Origin of the sequence: Companilactobacillus heilongjiangensis (assembly GCF_000831645.3) — a bacterium.
GTDB classification, from domain to species: Bacteria; Bacillota; Bacilli; order Lactobacillales; family Lactobacillaceae; genus Companilactobacillus; species Companilactobacillus heilongjiangensis.
This window is the reverse complement of the sequence record NZ_CP012559.1, coordinates 381,415-400,324: the sequence shown is the minus strand read 5'-3', so window position 1 is coordinate 400,324 and position 18,910 is coordinate 381,415. Positions and strand designations below refer to the sequence as shown.

Here is an 18,910-nt window from a genome sequence, read left to right as displayed (position 1 = left end):
CTCCATTTTATAAGATTCATAAAAGTTAATACATAAAGTATACCCATTTTTTGGTTTGCCGTCTCCAGAGATGAGTTTATTCACCTGCTATGCGGACCGGCCCGAGCCACAGTGCGGTCTCGAACCTCGGTTTGAAGCCTTACCAAAGTTCGGTAAGTCTCCAAACACGCCCGGTGGTGTAATGGCTGAAGCCATAACGCCACAACCACAGCTGGTGAATAAACTCATCTCTTCCGACTAATTTGTCTCTTGTGGATAACAGCTATATTATTTCTAAAAGTTATCCACTAATTTAATATACATCCTTAGTAAACTGCAACTAGTACTATTATAGCAACATTTATATTTAACTTATTTAATTAATTCAACTGATATTCTAAATATGAAATACTTCAACTTTAAATAACCTATTTAAAGCACTCACAATATCAGTATCCAAAAATACACTAGCAGGCGGGTGCTGGGATGAAGTCCGCAGTGGTAGTGATGTTAGGCCGGCGATTTTCCGACCTTACAACACAGGACGTATTTTGAAATTCGCGAACCTTGCGAAGTTCAAAATCGAGGGTCGAGACCGTACTTCGGCTCGAGCCGGTCCCACAGCTGACTGCCATCCCAGCACCCGCCTGCGGCCTCATCTCAATTTTACTGTACAAAAAAAGACAAAGTAAAATAATTTACCTTGTCTTTATTAAAATTCTAATTATTTTTCAAGATTTGTTCTGATCTTGAATGACTTCTTGCTACGACCATTACGTTTGTTGTCATGTTCGCGGCGTTTGCCACCTTTTTCATCATGATTACGATTGCCACTACCGTGACGATCATTACCACGTCTGTTTCCACCACGATGATTACCATAACTGTGATCACCATTGCTTCTACCACCACGACGGCCATGGCCTGAACGGCTGTGACTAACTTTTCTTGATGGAAGTGGTCTTTCAGGAGCAATCTTAACAGGAACACTTTCAGCATCCTTGATTGATTCACTCAAGAAGATACGAGCAATGTTATCAGCAGAATATTCTGACAACAATTCTTCAACTGCATCGTTGAAACGATCCAAGTGCTTGTCATGTGCCAAAGTATCTTTGATATCTTCCTTAACTGATTCAAGTTGTCCTTTAAGAACTTCTTTATCAGTTGGTGGAGCCAATGGATCCATACGTTTCTTTGTAAGGTTCTCAATTGTACGTAAGTAACCCATTTCGTTTGGTGTAACGAAAGTTACTGACACACCAGAATGTCCGGCACGACCAGTACGGCCAATACGGTGAACATAACTGTCTGGGTCTTGAGGAATATCATAGTTATAAACATGTGATACACCAGAAATATCCAAACCACGAGCAGCAACGTCAGTTGCAACAAGGAATTCTAGCTTACCGGCTTTGAACTTACGTAAAACGCTAGTTCTCTTATCTTGTGATAAGTCACCGTGAATACCTTCAGCATTGTAACCACGAGCTTGCAAACCACGTGTCAATTCATCAACACGACGCTTTGTACGACCGAAGATCAATGCAAGTTCTGGAGCTTGAACGTCGAAAAGACGTGTCATCAAGTCAAACTTTTCAAATTCCTTGGCTTTAACAAAGTATTGTTCGATGTTATCAGCAGTTAATTCTTTTGACTTGATCTTAACAACCTTAGGGTCTGTCATGAACTTGTCAGCAATCTTAATGATTGGCTTAGGCATTGTTGCAGAGAACAACAATGTTTGGTGCTTGTTAGGAACGTTTGATAAGATACTTTCGATATCTTCAACGAATCCCATGTCCAACATTTCATCAGCTTCATCAAGCACAACAGTCTTAACATTGTGCAACTTCAAAGTGTGGCGGTTGATATGGTCAAGCATACGACCAGGTGTACCGACAATAATTTGAGGATGACTCTTCAAAGCACGAATTTGGCGTCTAATATCAGAACCACCATAAACACTTTGAACCTTAACTTTCTTCTTACTACCTAAACGATATAACTCTTCTTGAGTTTGAATAGCTAATTCTCTAGTTGGTGAGATAATCAATGCTTGAATATCACTTGATTGAGTATCAACGGCATTTAGTAATGGTAAACCAAAGGCTGCCGTCTTACCTGTACCAGTTTGAGCTTGCCCAATAACGTCATCGCCGGTCATAACTAGTGGAATAGTTTGAGCTTGGATTGGTGTAGTTTCCTCAAAACCAGCTTCGTCTACGGCACTCAATAATCTGGGATCTAAATCTAATTCTTTAAATTTCACAAATGTCCTCCATTTTTTAAAACACGATAAATAACAATTTGACTACTTTACCACGTTTTATACACAAACTCAAATGACAACTCCTACATTAATTCATGTAAAACGTTTTCTAAGTGAATTCCATGACTTGCTTTTAACAAGACAGTGTCATTTGGTTTTAATTCTTTTTTCAAATCTGTGGTCAAATCTGCCAGTTGGTCTTTGTCGTACCAAAGCAGATCATTTTGGTCATACTTGGAACTTAATTTGTCACGCAAATACTTCATATCAGGACCAACTAGATAAACTTTTTCAAAGTCTGCCCCATCAATGTGTCCAGCCAAAGACTCATGCAACCGCTTGGAAGCATCACCAAGTTCCAGCATGTCGCCTAAAACAATCAGCTTACGTCCGTCAGTCTTAATATCTTTGAGACTGTGTAAAACTTCAATGGCTGCAGTGGGATTAGAGTTATACACATCACTCAATATGTCAGCCCCGTTTTGGGACTTCAGCCATTCGGTTCTGTTTTCTGTTACAAATAATTCACCCAAAGCTTTTTGCATAGCTAGTGGTTTGATATGTAAAGCGCGACCAACTAATAGAGCTGCCAAAGCATTATTGACGTTGTACTCACCCATCATTGGAATTTCAAACTTAACGTCAGGCCATTGATTGGTTGTAAAACTTGTCGTTGTTTTACCTGCTTGGATTTCCGTTGCATACAAATCGTTACTGTCGTGGCTGCCAAAACTCAATTGTCGCTGTTCAACATTTTTAGCACGTTCCAACAATAATGGTTCATCCCCGTTATAAACGAAAGTTCCATCTTCATTCAAATGATCAGTAATTTCCATCTTGGCATCAGCAATCTTATCGCGAGTACCAAAGAATTCGATATGTGCTTCACCAATCATTGTGATAACTGAAATGTCGGGATTAGCAATACTGCTCAAGTGGTCAATCTGTCCAGGACGGTCCATGCCCATTTCAATAACCAATACTTCAGTATTAGTAGGCATGTTCAAAATTGTAAAAGGCACACCGATTTCGTTATTGAAATTCTGTGGAGTTTTAGCGACATTATTGCTTGTACTCAAAATCTTAGCAATCATATCTTTAGTGGTAGTTTTCCCGTTACTACCAGTTACAGCAACAACTTTAGGATTAACCTTGTTCAAATAATACTTGGCCAATGTTTCAAACGCGTTCGAAACATTCTTAACGACAACATAAGGTATCTTGTCATTAGGAATATCATGATCACTTTGCCAGATAGTTGCACTTACTCCATTTTCAATGGCACTGTCGATAAATTCGTGTCCATCACGGTCCCCTTGTAATGGAAAAAACAAATCACCTTTTTTAGCTTTACGACTGTCAAAACAAACGCCAGTAATTTCAACGTCTTCAATCGTATCGCTTTGAATTTTTAATGCTGAGTAGACTTCCCTTAACTTCATTTTCATGAATAAACTTCCTCAATTATATAAAATTAAATATGTCAGATATAAACAAAAAAAGAGTATACTAAGATACTTAGAAAGGATTTGATGTATATGACATCTAATACAGATGACAGTGCTGAGCCGAATAATTATTGGAAGAGAAATCTAATTGTTCTTTGGTTCAGTACTTTTGTATCCGGTATTGGCTTCAGTATGATAACACCCTTTATGCCATTATACATTAACCAGTTAGGTAATTTCACAAAAAGTCAGCTCGTAATCTGGAATGGTATCGCCTTTTCATCAACATTTCTAGTCATGGCGATCATCTCACCCGTTTGGGGCAAAATTGCTGACCGTCGTGGTCGGAAGCTGATGTTGATTCGAGCATCACTTGGTATGGCCATCGTGATTTTCCTACAAGCCTTTGTCTCTGCTCCTTGGCAATTGGTTGTTTTAAGACTCCTACAAGGTGTCTTCTCAGGATTCGTTAGTAACTCTAACACCCTGATAGCTTCAACCGCACCAAGATCTGAAAGTGGTAAAGCCTTGGGAACTCTGAATACCGGTGTAATTTCTGGTACTCTGTTAGGTCCATTGGTCGGTGGTGTTATCGCTCAATACTTCGGTTATCGAATTCCATTCATGATAACTGGGTCATTACTATTTATAGCTTTTATTCTCGTGACGATTTTTATTAAGGAAGATTTCAAGCCTGTTCCGAAAGGTCAGGAAGAATCGACAAAAGAAATTTTCCACAAGTTAAAAAATCCCAATTTAATTTTGGCTATGTTTGTTACAACAATGATCATCCAAGCTTCTAATAACTCAATTAATCCGATTATCAGTTTGTATGTTAAACAACTGATGCACAATTCGAGTCAAGTTACTTTAGTCGCTGGAGTCGTCGCGGCTATGCCAGGCATCGCTAATATTATTGCCGCACCAAGGTTTGGTGCTTTAGGCGATAAAATCGGTACTGGGAAAATTCTAATCGGTGGTTTAATTTTTGCCATCATAGTATACATTCCCCAAGCCTTTGTTACCAACGTTTGGCAGTTAGCTGCCTTGAGATTCTTAGTTGGTATCTCCGATGCCTGTCTGGTTCCGCAAGTACAAACAATTTTAGCCAAATACACTGATTCCAAATATACCGGTCGGATCTTCGGTTATAACCAGTCCTTCCAGTCAGTTGGTAACGTCTGTGGACCATTGCTTGGTTCCTCAATATCAGGCGTACTAAGCTATTCAGCAGTCTTTCTAAGTACTAGCTTCCTAGCTTTAATCAACTTCATTTGGGTATTTTCACACCTGAAGCCAAAGAATACGAAAGCAAAAAAATAAGCCATCCGAACGGATGACTTTTTTTATTTGTTTGCCAAACCATATTTCTTGTTGAAACGATCGATACGTCCATCTGCTTGAGCAAACTTTTGTTTACCAGTGTAGAAAGGATGTGAATCTGATGAAATTTCAACACGAATCAATGGGTAGTCTGTACCTTCATAATCAGTTGTTTCTTTTGAGTTCATTGTTGAACCAGCTAAGAACTTCTTACCTGTTGATGAATCCATAAATACAACTTGACGATATTCTGGGTGAATTCCTTGTTTCATTCTATGTCGCTCCTTTGCCATAAATCCTTAACGGAAATATAGATTATATTAACTAACAGTGTTTAATAATATCATGAGTTTGTTAAATATTCAATATAATTCTGGAAAATGTCACCTTGTATAACGCTGGAATTAGTGATAAATTCCGTCTCCGGTTGGAAATTAGAAGTGTCCACAGTGGGACCGCCTTGAGCCTAGGTCTCAAGGCTCGATTTTGAACTTCGCAAAGTACGCGAATTTCAAAATACGTCCTGTGCTGTAAGCACGAGACGAACCACTCGTACTAACACCACTATCACTGTTGACACTTCTAATTTTCAACCTACGACTAAGATAGTGGTTCTTACATAAAAATATAAATACAAAAAAGTGGATATTTTAAATTTAAGAGTTTTAGTTACAACGTTAAAGCAGGCTACCTTTCTCTAACTAAACATTTTCCAGTCTCACCACTTGATTGGCTACTGTCTCAATCAAGTCCTGATCATGATCAACTAATAGCATTGTTGGATGTTGTCTCTCTATAACTTCAATAATTTGTTGTCGCGTGATGACGTCTAAATAATTTAACGGTTCATCCCACAAATATAAATTAGCTTCTTCTGACAAGCTCACTGCCAAAGCGACTTTTTGCTTTTGACCTTGACTCATTTTTTCGACTGGTTGATCAAATAGCACCCTTTCAAAGCCTAGTTTTCTCAAATTGGAATAAATCAACTCTACTTCCAACTCTCTTTTCGTGGCTATTTGCTTAATGGTTCCCACTAATTCATTTTCTTGTGATAAATAGGATATCTTAATATCTTTCACAAAATCAATTGTGCCGGTTTGTTTAAATGGCTGTGCTATTCCTAAAAGTTGTTTAAAAATCGTTGTCTTACCGATACCATTATTTCCTACTAGCGATACAACTTGATTAGCTTCAATTTCAAAACTGATGGTTGGTGTTGTTATTCGATCGCATTGTAACGATAAATTATTAACTTTTAAGACCGTTTGGTGATGTAATACTGGATGATAATTTAATGTTAAAGGCGCTTCTACTTCAATATTCTTTAGTAATGCCTGTTTAGCAATGATTTTTTGATTCACTCGTTTGGCAACGGTTTGGGATTTTTTCATCATCTTTTTCCCGGTGCTATCTGGATTCTGGGCTTCTGATTTCTGCGCCCAATTTTTTCGTTCCACAGCGGTTTGATGTAGTCGCCTAATATCATTTCTTAACTGTTTTTTCTGGTTCTGTTCCAAATTATTTTGTTGGTCAATTGCTGTCTGCCATGTATCAAAGTTACCTCTATAAATTGAGACATCCTGTCGATCAATCGATATTACGTGATCAATAACTGAATTTAAAAAGGCTTTATCATGACTAATAACTATGAAGCCTTGCTTGTTTCGTAAATAATCTGCCACTACTTGACGTCCGGTTATATCCAAGTGATTCGTTGGCTCATCTAATAATTGGAATCCTGATTCATCAGCAAACATGACCGCTAACAAGACTTTAGTTCGTTCTCCTGGACTAAGCGTCGCAAATTCTTGATCTAATATTTTAATATCTAATTGTAGCTTTTCTAATTCAACTTCGATTTTCCAAAGATCATATTCTGCTAAGCCGCTTAGTTCTTGCACAACTATTCTGGTTGGCAGTTTTTTATTTCCAATTGTTTGTGGATAATAATAAAAATTTAAATCTGACGTAATTTGACCTTGGTAAGTTAATTGGCCTAAGAGAATTTTTAAAAGCGTCGTTTTCCCCCGACCATTACGTCCGATTAAACCTAGTTTCCAACCAGCATCGATTTTTAAATTGAGCGACTCAAAAATATTATTCACCATCGCTGGATATTTAAAACTGACATTCTTTACTTGTATTGTTCCCATCTGAAAACACCTCGTTCAGGGTGTAGTCCTAACCTTCCGATACTCACTTAAACTAATAAGTTCAAGTTAAACTACACATATTCGTATAATTTAGATTCAAACTTATTTTCTCAGTTGTGGATTCCCCTCTTTTTCAAATTAATGTTTCAGAACTACCTTTTTAGTAGCAACTGAATCAATTAAATCCTGATCATGATCAATCAAAAGCATCGTAGGTTGTTGTTTCTTTATGGCATCAATAATTTGTTGACGTGTAATAACGTCCAGGTAATTCAACGGTTCATCCCAAAAATATAAGTTAGCTTCTTGTGACAAACTCAAGGCTAGAGCAACTTTTCTGCGTTGTCCTTGACTCATCTCTTCAACTGGCTGTTCAAATAGATAGCGTTCAAATCCCAATTTTCTCAGATTAGAGAATACCAATTCTGGTTCGATCTTTTTGACTTCTGCTAATTGACGGATATTGCCTTGTAATTCATTATCTTGCGCTAAGTAAGAAATTTTTAAATTGTTCGGAATATGAATTTATCCATGTTGTGTGAATGGTTGTGGTAATCCTAAGATTTGCTTGAAAATCGTCGTTTTTCCAATACCGTTTTGACCAATTAAGGCTAAAACCTGATGATTCTCAACTTTGAAATTAACGGTCGGTGTAACTATTTCATCATGTTGTAAGAATAAGTCATTCACTTCTACCAGCACCTTAGGATGACTGACTGCTTGATAATTTAAAGTAATCGGTTCTTCAATTTCAATATTCTTCAACAAGCCTTGCTTTTCACTAATAGCCGAATCAACTCGCTTAGCTGCAGTCTTTGCCTTTTTCATCATTTTAGCTGACTTATGTCCCAGAAAACCTTTATCCAAATTAACTTTTTCGGTATAGTGTTTCTTATTTTTTTGCGATTCAGCTTGTTGTGACCAGTTCTCCCGCTTAACGGCTGTTTCATGTAGGCGACCAATGTCTTTTTGAAGTTGCTCTTTTTGATCTTTTTCATATTGATCTTGACGGTCTTTATTATCTTGCCAAGTATCAAAGTTACCCTTATAAACCATAACGTCTTGACGATTGATTGAAATCACGTGATCAATGACTGGGTTTAAGAATGACTTGTCGTGGCTAATAACGATAAAGCCTTTTTTAATTTTTAGATAATCAGAAACAATCTTACGTCCTTCAATATCCAAATGGTTGGTTGGCTCATCAATCAATTGAAATCCAGATTCATCAATAAACAAAATGGCTAATAGTACTTTAGTTCTTTCGCCCGGACTAAGGGTCGCAAACTCCTGTTGTAAAACATCGGTACTGACTTGTAATTTTTCCAATTCAATTTCAATTTTCCAAAGATCGTAATCTTCCAAGTGAGCTAGGTTCTTCACTACTTCAACAGTTGGAACATTTTTATTTGCCACAAGCTGTGGATAATAATAAAAATTGAGATTTGACACGATGGTTCCAGAATAATCTAATTGCCCGAGTAACATCTTCATCAAAGTGGTCTTTCCGCGACCGTTACGTCCAATCAGACCTAACTTCCAGCTCTCATCAATCTTCAAATTCAATGAACTGAATAGATTATCCATCATTTGATCATATTTAAAATTCACGTTTTCTATTTGTATTGTTCCCATTTAAAAACACCCTCATTCAGGTGCAGCTGATCTGGCGATACGAAATTGCGTACAAAAAAAGGACGCTAAACAGCGTCCTTAATTATTTTTAAGGAGACACTGTTGGGAAAATAAGCCAAATCAAACTACACGAAATATTATTATTAATATATTTGTATAATTTAAAATTTGAACTTAATTTCTCAACGGCGCACTTCCTCTCTTGTTTTAAACTATTAATTAATTTATCAGGTTAAATCATTTCTGTCAAGACTCAATTAGGTCGTCTTCACCGATTAATTTAACATCTGCACCTAGACAGTGTAATTTCCAAACGACTTGATCGTAACCACGCAAGATGTTTTCAGCATGGTCGATAACTGTTTGACCGTCAGCCAAAAGACCAGCAATCATCAAACAGGCACCGGCTCTGATTTCATCAGCAGTTACATTAGCACCTTTTAACTTGGCACCACCGTGAACAAAAATCAAATCATTTTCACTTGTGATATCGGCACCCATCTTAGCCAATTGTGAAATATGCTTCACACGTTTGGGATAGATAGTGTCAACAATCATTGCTTCACCACTTGCTCTCATCAAAAGCGGAGTGATTGGTTGTTGAAGGTCAGTTGCAAAACCTGGATATGGCATCGTCTTGATATTGACAGCTTTTAAATCTGGAGATGGCTTAACGTAAATACTGTCTTCGCCAACTTCCAAATTAACGCCCATTTCATCCAACTTAGCTAAAAATGCATCCAAATGTTCACTGATAATATTTTTAACTAAGATATCTCCACCATTTGCGGCAGCTAAACTTAAATAAGTCCCTGCTTCAATGCGGTCAGGAATAATTGTATGTGCATTGTTTGAACGAAGCGTATCAACACCTTCGATACGAATCGTTTCCGTCCCAACACCACGAATAACAGCACCCATGTTGTTAAGGAAAGTTGCTAAATCAATAATTTCTGGTTCTTTGGCAGCATTTTCAATCACGGTTGTTCCCTTGGCTTTAACAGCAGCGAGGATAACATTGATTGTTGCACCAACTGAAACCATATCTAAAAATATTTTTGCTCCCTTAAGGCCCTCTTCAGGAGTTGTAATAATGATTTGTCCATGTTTGTTCTCAACGTGTGCACCTAATGCTTCAAATCCCTTGATATGTTGATCAATAGGACGTGGTCCAATATCGTCGCCGCCGGGAAAACCGACTACAGCTTTACCAAATCTACCGAGCATGGCCCCCATAAAATAATATGAGGCACGTAAACTACTTACTTTACCACTAGGCAATTCAGCAAATTGGATCTCTGTCGGATCAATTCGTAATACATCATTATTCATTTCTGAAGTAACGTTCATATCTTTCAAAATAGAACGTAAATTTTTTACATCTCTAATTTGGGGAACGGAATCTAACACTACAGGTGTATCAGATAAAATGGCTGCAGGAATCAACGCTACGGTACTGTTTTTAGCACCACCGATTGTCACTTCACCCGATAATTTCTTTCCACCGTTGATTACAAGTTTTTGCATAAGCTTTTTCCTAACTATATTTGACTACTTCAAAAGAAGACTACATGTTGTCTTCTTCAAGGCCTGAAGCTGCACCGATAAATCCTTTGAACAAGCCTTCTGGTTTAGTAGGTCTTGACAAGAATTCTGGATGGTATTGAGCAGCAACGAAGAACTTGTTTTCAGGGATTTCAATAACTTCAACCAAACGGTTGTCGGGTGAAACACCTGAGAATACTAGGCCAAGATCTTCAAATTGCTTACGATATTCGTTGTTGAACTCATATCTGTGACGATGTCTTTCTTGGATAACTGATTGATTGTCATAAGCAGCAGCTGCTTTTGAACCTTCTTTTAGTTTACATGGATAAGCACCCAAACGTAAAGTACCACCACGATCTTCAACATCCTTCTTATCAGCCATGATGTCAATAACCTTGTGTGGAGCATTAGCATCAACTTCACCAGTTGTAGCATCCTTGATACCAGCTACATCTCTAGCAAATTCGATACTTGCCATTTGCATACCTAAACAGATTCCAAGATATGGAACATCATGTTCACGAGCATACTTGATTGTTGTAATCATACCTTCAAGACCACGGCTACCAAAACCACCTGGAACTAGAATACCATCAGAATCTTTAAGATAATCAGCCACATTGTCTTCTGTAATAAGATCAGCTGAAATCTTTTCTAGTTCTATTTCTGTATTATAAGCGTATCCAGCAGAACGGAGTGCTTCTGTAACTGAAATGTAGGCATCTTGTAACTTTGTATACTTACCAACTAGAGTGATCTTTGTCTTGTGCTTCAAGTTGTGAACACGGTCAACCAACTTGTTCCAGTTAGCCATGTCAGCTTTCTTAGTATCCAAGTGCAAGTAACGACAAACGATATCATCAAAGTTTTGAGCTTGTAGGTTCAAAGGAATGTCATAAAGTGAACTTGCATCACGTGATTCGATAACAGCTTCTGAATCAACATCACAGAATGAAGCAATCTTATCTTTCATGTTTTGTGGCATTGGCAATTCAGTTCTAACAACTAAAATGTTAGGTTGGATACCGATTCCACGCAATTCTTTAACACTGTGTTGAGTTGGCTTTGTCTTCATTTCGCCAGCAGCCTTCAAGTAAGGTACTAGTGATGTATGAATGTAAACAACATTTTCTGAACCAACTTCAGCTTTCATTTGACGCAATGCTTCTAGGTATGGTTGTGATTCAATATCACCAACAGTACCACCAACTTCAGTAATGATAACGTCTGAATCAGTTGTTGTAGCAGCACGCATAATTTTTTGTTTGATCATATCTGTAATATGTGGAATTACTTGAACAGTTGCTCCGTTATAATCACCGTGACGTTCGCGACGAATTACTTCGGAATAGATTTTACCAGTTGTAACGTTTGAGTACTTGTTCAAATCGTTATCGATAAATCTTTCATAATGTCCTAAATCAAGATCAGTTTCTGTACCATCGTTGGTAACATAAACTTCACCGTGTTGATATGGGCTCATTGTTCCTGGGTCCACGTTAATATAAGGATCGAACTTTTGCATTGTCACCTTTAGTCCGCGATTTTTTAGTAGTCTACCAAGGGATGCGGCAACAATTCCCTTACCTAATGATGAAACAACTCCACCTGTAATAAAAATGTACTTAGTCATAGATTTCCTCCACATATTAATTCTAGGGATTTCTTACTCACAAAAATAAAAAAGTCCCCTATTCAGCATGAACAGGGAACTTGAATTTGTCTATCTAATAGAGCCCGAACTATATAATACCGTGATATGTTCGAGTCGTCAAACTTTTAATTCAAAAAAGTAAACTTATTTATCTTCGTCTTCTTCGTCATCATCATCGTCGTCGTCATCATCGTCATCAGAAAGATCGATATCTTCATCGTCGTCGTCAGCGTCAAACTCTGATAATTGGCCTTCGATACCATCTTCAAGACCGTCATCATGTTCATCATCATCATCGTCGTCATCAACAGATGTTAAATCAGAATTAGTAAACTTAGATAAGTCTGGACCATTGTCTGATGAACCGTCAGTTTCGTCGTCATCATCCATATCAGTCACATTCAAATCAGTGTCATCGTCATAATCGACAACATCATCATCTACATCATCGTCACTCAAGAAGGCATTAACCTTTTGAGCAGCTTTGTGAGTATTTTCGGTACCATTATCCTCAGGGTGATTTACTTCTTCATCGACTGAATCATATGGATACCACTTACGTAGACCCCAAACATTTTCGCCGAGTGAAAGAAAACTACCGTCGTTATTTAAATCTGTATAGAATTGAGGAAGTGCTTCCTTAATATCTGTATCAGACTTACCCAAATAATCTTGAATTTCATTAATGATATCTGAGAAATTCATTACTTCTTTTTTATTGTTGTTTAGAATCTCATAAGCGACCTCGATCAATGAGAGTTCGTCTTTGTTTTGATCCTTGAATTTGTCAAACTTCAAACGTGTACACGTCCTTTCGCAGCGTCTTACTTATAATGATATAGACCTAAGCGCCAAAAATCAATCTAAACTTATAATTACCTATTACATTATTGTCGTAAATCAAGTCATAATCAATGTTTATTTTTCCAGAAAGCGGATTACTTACAATTTCGACCTTCGAATCCTTGGTATAAGTGTCTAAAGGTAAAACACCATATTCCGTTTCCAAGTGGCCTGTGTTGTGTTCTTGATGAGTGAAATAAAGTAAAGATGCTAAATTAGTCGATTTGGCGACACGTTTAACATGAATTTCACCCTTTTCCGTAATTTTAACTAAGATTGAAGCCTTATCATTATTTTCTAGACTTTCGTTAAATCTTAAATAAATTGAATTTCCTATTTGAGTAAATTTACCCGGTTCAGAAATTTTGGTATGCGTTAATTCTCCCGATTGCAATGTCTCAATATTTAATTGGACATTTATATCAAAACTATTATTTTCCAATACCCTACTGCCTCTACATGATAAAATTATATTTGTAAGCCGTCTCCGGGTTTGAGAACATTTACCTGCTATGCGGAACGGTCCGAGCCGAAGTGCGGTCTCGAACCTCGGTTTGAAGCCTTGCAAAGTTCGCAAGTCTCCAAACTCGCCCGGTGGTGTAACGGCTAAAGCCGTAACGCCACACCCACAGCCGGTAAATATTCTCAAACCCTCCGACTAATTCTTTGAACGAATGTCTTAGTTTGATACTTTTGCATCCAACCTTCAATGAATATTTTACTATTAAGTGTTAATAAATTCGTTATGTTCTTTACTAAGAAATGTGTGTTTAAATCAACTCTCTGAATATTGCAGTCGATTCTAAATACTACGAAAATTATTATCTCGTATCATTTGGAATCGACTGCAACTAAAGAAGTGTTTTATCAAACACCAGAGTTGATTAATCCTCAAGTAACTACTAATGCATCAAATCCAAGGAAGGAACGGATGAATTTTTAAATACTCTAGCCTCCGGTCGCCAGGAATTTCACCAGCTATGGAGGTGGCGTTATGGCTTTAGCCATTACACCACAGGGCGACTTTGGAGACTTGCCGAACTATGGCAAGGCTTCAAAGCGAGACTTGAGACCTTGGCTCAAGTCGGTCCTCATAGCAGGCGAAAATTCCTGACGACCGGAGGCGGCATCCTTCAATAACAACGATAACAACAAAAAAACGAAGAAGTGATCAAGTGAACAATACTATTATATTATACGACCAAAAAATAAGCTCTAACAAAGATATGCTTGTTCCATTTTCAGACACTGGTGCTATTTTAAAATTTGTCTCCGAGAATCGTCAACCTGTGCTTCACTTCTGGACAACGCCACCAACTGTCATCCTAGGAATGCAAGACAAGCGACTACATAATTTGCAAGCTGGTCTGGAAATGCTGTCGGAAAAAGATTATCTCTTTTACTTACGTAACTCCGGTGGTTTGGGTGTTGTGACTGATGAAGGTATCCTCAACTGTACGATTTTTTTGCCAGACAAGGACAATCTCTTAATCGATGATGCATATGAAAAAATGCATTCCTTATTAAAACAAGCTTTCTCGACTCAAATTGAGACTGGTGAAATTACTCATTCCTACTGTCCTGGAACTTATGACCTCAGTATCAATGGTAAAAAGTTTGCGGGTATTTCGCAACGACGGGCTGGCAATGCAGTGGCTGTCATGGCCTACATTAGTATCAATGGCGACCAAAAGCAACGTAGCCAACTGATGAAAGATTTTTATGAAGTCAGCAACTTTCCCAAGCATGAAAAGTTTGAATATCCAGAAATTGACTTGCAGGCGATGGAAAACCTCGACACTTTGTTGGATCGAAAGCTTTCCATTGCTCAAGCTAAGCAACAAATTCTTGATGTGCTGGCTGCTCACTACCAAATTAACCGTGAAGAATTTTTTATTATTCAAAACTCCGAGCCTTACCAAAAGGCTTATAATACTACATTAACTGATTTAATAAAACGTAACAAAATTATTTTGGAGGAAAAATAATGCCATACAATATCGAAATGTTACCACGAGAAAAAGTTTTCCGCGATCCAATTCACAACTACATTCATATTCAACATAAAGTTATTCTCGACTTGATCAACACTAAAGAATTCCAACGTCTCCGTCGTGTTAAACAATTGGGAACGTCATCCTTTACTTTCCAAGGTGCTGAACATTCTCGTTTCACACATTGTATGGGTGTTTACGAAATCACACGCCAAATTTGCGATAACTTTCAACGCAATTATCCAACCAAAACTCCAGGCGATGGTCTCTGGGATGACAACGAACGTATCGTAGCTTTGTGTGCTGCCTTGCTGCATGATGTCGGCCACGGTGCTTACTCGCATACTTTTGAACATATCTTCAATACTGACCACGAAATGTGGACTCAAAGAATTATCACTTCACCAGAAACTGAAATCAATGCTGTTTTACGCCAAGTTTCAGATGACTTTCCAGAAAAAGTTGCTGGTGTTATTGCTCACACATATCCAAATCCCCAAGTTGTCCAAATGATTTCTAGTCAAGTTGATGCTGATCGAATGGATTACCTCTTACGTGATGCCTATTTCACTGGTACTAAATACGGAATGTTCGATCTCACACGTATTCTGCGAGTTATGCGTCCATACAAAGGCGGAATTGCTTTTGACAATGATGGAATGCATGCGGTCGAGGATTATATCGTCAGTCGCTTCCAGATGTATCAACAGGTCTATTTTCATCCCGTCTCACGAGGTATGGAAGTTGTCTTGACTAAGTTACTGCAACGTGCCAAAGACCTCTATGAGCACAACCATATGAACGGATTCGAAATGCCTAGTCTCTTGATTCCGTTTTTCGAAAACAAAGTTACGATCAACGATTATTTGTTGCTTGATGATGGCATCTTAAATACTTACTTTACCCTTTGGCAAAGTTATCCTGATGAGATTCTCAAGGATCTATCCTACCGTTTCTTATCACGTAAGCCATTTAAGTCCGCTGAATACGACAATAAAACTGAGCACATGTTGCCACAGTTAGCTCAAATAGTTGAAAACGTTGGTTTTGATAAAGACTATTACACCGCTACTAATACAAGTTACGATTTGCCTTATGACGTTTACAATCCTAATTCCAACAAGAGTCGAACTCAGATTGAAATCATGCAAGACGATGGTTCATTGATTGAGCTTTCAACAGTCAGCCGCCTGGTCAATGCCTTAACCGGTAAAATTTTAGGCGACGAACGTTTCTACTTCCCTAAATCCATGTTGATTCAACATTCTGACGATATTTTTAGCGACGATTACGAAAAATTCCAAAAACATATCCATAATGACAAAATCGTTCACTAAAACGCTTTCAACTTTTACATAATTTTATTAAACTAAAGATTGAAAGTTGAGAACCTGATATGAACATTGTTATAGCAAGTCTAAAAGTATTTTTTTAATGTTCCTGAATTCATTATTTGCGATTCTTTATTTGTTCATCATCAACGTAATAAATTAGTTGGAAGAGCTGAGAGTATTCATCTGCTGCGAAAGTGGCGTTAGAGCTTTAGCTCTTACACCACCGGACGTGTTGGAGACTCGCGGGGTTTGCGAGGCTTCAACCGAGGTTCGAGACCGCACTTTGGCTCGAACCGTACCGCGCAGCAGAATGAATACTCTCAGCTCTGGAAACGGCAACTTTCGGTTATTAGAATAATAACTAGCCTATTTTGATATTTTATTTGTGCAATTACTGGCCGATGAGATTATGCTTAATTTGCCAAAATGTGTGAAATACAGGAGGGTATCATGACAGAATTTTCCAACAAAACGAGATCAGATAACCTGCAACAAATGCAGGACCAAGTATTGGATTTGTTAGTAATCGGTGGCGGTATTACTGGTAGTGGTATTGCACTCGATGCCCAAACCAGAAATATTCAAACTGGATTAATTGAAATGCGTGATTTTGCTTCCGGTACCTCAAGCCGCTCGACTAAATTAGTCCATGGTGGACTCCGTTACCTCAAACAAGCTGCTATTAAAGAAGTTCATGAAGTCGGCAGCGAAAGAGCTTTAGTTTATAACAATGCTCCACACGTTACGACTCCACTAAAAATGATGTTGCCATTTTATGATGACGGAACTTTTGGACCATTTTCAACTGCAATTGGCTTGGACGTTTACGACCGCTTGGCTGAAGTTAAACGCTCCGAACGTAAATATATGCTCAATCCACACGAAACTTTGGAACGTGAACCATACTTAAAGGGTGAAAACTTAAAGGGTTCGGGTGTCTACGTCGAATATCGAACTGACGATGCCCGTCTGACACTAGAAGTTTTGAAGAAGGCCAACGAGAATGGTGCTCTAATTGCCAATTATGTTAAAGCAACTGGCTTGTTGTATGATGCCAACAATAAAATCTGTGGCGTCATTTTCAAGAATCTCATTGATGGCTCAACTGGCGAGATTCATGCTAAAAAGGTCGTCAATGCTTGTGGCCCTTGGGTTGATGAAATTAGACAAATGGATGACTCCAATAAAGGCAAGCATCTACACTTGACCAAAGGAGTTCATTTAGTTATCGACCATGAAAAGTTTCCAATTTCTAACTCCGTCTACTTCGATACACCTTTCCACGATGGACGCATGATGTTCGCAATTCCGCGTGAAGGCAAAACTTACATCGGTACGACTGATACAACATGGACTGAAGATCCAAAGGAACCAAATATCACCGCAACTGATGTGACATATATCCTAGCAGCTGCCAACGAAATGTTTGATTTACCACAATATTTAACACCCGATGATGTTGAAAGTGGCTGGTCAGGCGTTCGTCCTTTAATTCAAGAAGAAGGCAAATCTCCTTCTGAAATTTCTCGTAAAGATGAGATTTTCCAATCCGATTCCGACCTTCTTTCCATTGCCGGCGGTAAATTAACTGGTTATCGTAAGATGGCTGAAAAAATTGTCGACCGTGTAGCACAACAATTAGCATTTGAAACCGACTATGAATTCAAAGCTACCATCACCCAAGATTTAGCTTTATCTGGCGGTGATGTCGGTGGCGACAATGGCTGGATGGATTTCTTTGATCAAGAAGTTCACGAAGGTATTATCAACTATGACCTCGATCGAGAAGACGCCGAAAAACTAGTTCAACGTTACGGCTCAAATGTTCTCGATGTTTATCGCCTATTGCCTGAAACCAAAACGAAAGCTCGTTTACCACGAATCGACTGGGCAATGTTGAATTATGGACTTGAGTTTGAAATGGTTGAACATCCAATCGACTATCTACTTCGCCGTAGCAGTCAAATGTTATTTGATATCAGCCACATGAAGAGTGTCAAAACTGCCGTTATTGATTACATGACTAAATACTATAACTGGGACGATGACACTAAACAGGATATGACAGATGAAGTTAACCAGAAATTAGCGTTGACTGATCTGAGTGATGTCAAAAAGAAATATGCGGAATATCTTAAAAATAAAATTTAAATATCCCGTCTACAGAGATGGGAAATATTCTCAAGCTGTGCGGAACGACTTGAGCCAAAGTACGGTCTCAAGTCTCAGCACACAAATATTTCCCAGCTCTTCCGACTAATTAATCGTTACTAATTGAGTATAAAAGTATTCAGAGATATTGATATTCAAATAATCTAAAAGCAATTCACTAGAATTAAATTCCGGTGGATTGCTTTTTTTATTTCAACAGTTCCTCCAAGGCACCTTACGACAAGGCAACTTTTTCTATCCTCTATTAAAATTTAAATAAAAAACAATTACTGCTCTTTAATTTTTTCAAAAATATAGTAAAGTGAATCTTGTACTTTGAAACAGGTTCTATTTGAAAGTCGAAAGAACTAAACCAGATTTCACATCTGCCAAATTAGTCTTAATTAGGCGGAAGAGATGAGAACATTTACCCGCTGTGGGTGTGGCGTTACAGCTTTAGCTGTTACACCACCGGGCGTGTTTGGAGACTTACCGGTCTTTGGTAAGGCTTCAAACCGAGGTTCGAGACCGCACTCTGGCTCGGGCCGGTCCGCATAGCAGGCAAATGTTCTC

At 38.2% G+C, this 18,910-nt stretch carries 12 protein-coding genes and 1 pseudogene; 4 read left to right on the top strand and 9 right to left on the bottom strand.

All coding sequences use genetic code 11. The features are described from left to right. Positions 1–703: 703 nt before the first annotated feature. Both cshA and JP39_RS01695 read right to left on the bottom strand, forming a co-directional pair. Entirely contained in the window at positions 704–2,251 is a 1,548-nt protein-coding gene (cshA, locus tag JP39_RS01700) for a degradosome RNA helicase CshA (protein WP_041501300.1), read from the bottom strand. Between the two features lie 83 nt (positions 2,252–2,334). Further along, positions 2,335–3,699: a UDP-N-acetylmuramoyl-tripeptide--D-alanyl-D-alanine ligase gene (locus tag JP39_RS01695; protein WP_041501299.1), complete on the bottom strand. Its 1,365-nt coding sequence runs from the start codon at positions 3,697–3,699 to the stop codon at positions 2,335–2,337. Positions 3,700–3,789: 90 nt separating this feature from the next. On the opposite strand from JP39_RS01695, the gene JP39_RS01690 reads away from it, so the two are divergent. Next, positions 3,790–5,022: a multidrug efflux MFS transporter gene (locus tag JP39_RS01690; protein WP_041501319.1), complete on the top strand. Its 1,233-nt coding sequence runs from the start codon at positions 3,790–3,792 to the stop codon at positions 5,020–5,022. Between the two features lie 23 nt (positions 5,023–5,045). Here JP39_RS01690 and JP39_RS01685 read toward each other — a convergent pair whose 3' ends face one another. From JP39_RS01685 to JP39_RS01655, 7 genes and pseudogenes are all read right to left on the bottom strand, one after another. Beyond that, positions 5,046–5,294, bottom strand: coding sequence for a type B 50S ribosomal protein L31 (locus JP39_RS01685; protein WP_041501298.1), 249 nt, complete (start codon positions 5,292–5,294; stop codon positions 5,046–5,048). A 429-nt stretch (positions 5,295–5,723) separates the two neighbouring features. Beyond that, complete coding sequence (abc-f, locus tag JP39_RS01680; RefSeq protein WP_041501297.1) at positions 5,724–7,178, bottom strand: ribosomal protection-like ABC-F family protein; 1,455 nt, start codon at positions 7,176–7,178, stop codon at positions 5,724–5,726. 138 nt (positions 7,179–7,316) lie between these two features. Next, positions 7,317–8,765, bottom strand: a pseudogene (gene abc-f, locus JP39_RS01675) (ribosomal protection-like ABC-F family protein). 294 nt (positions 8,766–9,059) lie between these two features. Continuing rightward, entirely contained in the window at positions 9,060–10,340 is a 1,281-nt protein-coding gene (locus JP39_RS01670) for a UDP-N-acetylglucosamine 1-carboxyvinyltransferase (protein WP_041501296.1), read from the bottom strand. 40 nt (positions 10,341–10,380) lie between these two features. Continuing rightward, complete coding sequence (locus JP39_RS01665; protein WP_041501295.1) at positions 10,381–11,994, bottom strand: CTP synthase; 1,614 nt, start codon at positions 11,992–11,994, stop codon at positions 10,381–10,383. 165 nt (positions 11,995–12,159) lie between these two features. After that, on the bottom strand, positions 12,160–12,813 hold the full coding sequence (rpoE, locus tag JP39_RS01660) for a DNA-directed RNA polymerase subunit delta (protein ID WP_041501294.1): 654 nt from the start codon (positions 12,811–12,813) through the stop codon (positions 12,160–12,162). A gap of 46 nt (positions 12,814–12,859) precedes the next feature. Further along, positions 12,860–13,300, bottom strand: coding sequence for a YwiB family protein (locus tag JP39_RS01655; protein ID WP_041501293.1), 441 nt, complete (start codon positions 13,298–13,300; stop codon positions 12,860–12,862). Positions 13,301–14,033: 733 nt separating this feature from the next. Here JP39_RS01655 and JP39_RS01650 point away from each other — a divergent pair. From JP39_RS01650 to JP39_RS01640, 3 genes are all read left to right on the top strand, one after another. After that, positions 14,034–14,846 (top strand): lipoate--protein ligase family protein, encoded by an 813-nt coding sequence (locus tag JP39_RS01650; protein ID WP_048699035.1) that lies wholly within the window; start codon positions 14,034–14,036, stop codon positions 14,844–14,846. Next, entirely contained in the window at positions 14,846–16,189 is a 1,344-nt protein-coding gene (locus JP39_RS01645) for an HD domain-containing protein (protein ID WP_041501292.1), read from the top strand. The genes JP39_RS01650 and JP39_RS01645 overlap by 1 nt, the downstream gene beginning before the upstream one ends. A 447-nt stretch (positions 16,190–16,636) precedes the next feature. Beyond that, positions 16,637–18,337 carry a glycerol-3-phosphate dehydrogenase/oxidase gene (locus JP39_RS01640; RefSeq protein ID WP_041501291.1) on the top strand — a complete coding sequence of 567 codons (1,701 nt, stop codon included), beginning with the start codon at positions 16,637–16,639 and terminating at the stop codon, positions 18,335–18,337. The last annotated feature ends 573 nt before the right edge of the window (positions 18,338–18,910 follow it).

Excerpts from the sequence above, each read along its gene's own strand:
- JP39_RS01640 (WP_041501291.1), top strand. The coding sequence starts at position 16,637 with ATGACAGAATTTTCCAACAAAACGAGATCAGATAACCTGCAACAAATG.
- JP39_RS01690 (WP_041501319.1), top strand. The coding sequence starts at position 3,790 with ATGACATCTAATACAGATGACAGTGCTGAGCCGAATAATTATTGGAAG.
- JP39_RS01670 (WP_041501296.1), bottom strand. The coding sequence starts at position 10,340 with ATGCAAAAACTTGTAATCAACGGTGGAAAGAAATTATCGGGTGAAGTG.
- JP39_RS01685 (WP_041501298.1), bottom strand. The coding sequence starts at position 5,294 with ATGAAACAAGGAATTCACCCAGAATATCGTCAAGTTGTATTTATGGAT.
- JP39_RS01695 (WP_041501299.1), bottom strand. The coding sequence starts at position 3,699 with ATGAAAATGAAGTTAAGGGAAGTCTACTCAGCATTAAAAATTCAAAGC.
- JP39_RS01645 (WP_041501292.1), top strand. The coding sequence starts at position 14,846 with ATGCCATACAATATCGAAATGTTACCACGAGAAAAAGTTTTCCGCGAT.
- abc-f (WP_041501297.1), bottom strand. The coding sequence starts at position 7,178 with ATGGGAACAATACAAGTAAAGAATGTCAGTTTTAAATATCCAGCGATG.
- JP39_RS01665 (WP_041501295.1), bottom strand. The coding sequence starts at position 11,994 with ATGACTAAGTACATTTTTATTACAGGTGGAGTTGTTTCATCATTAGGT.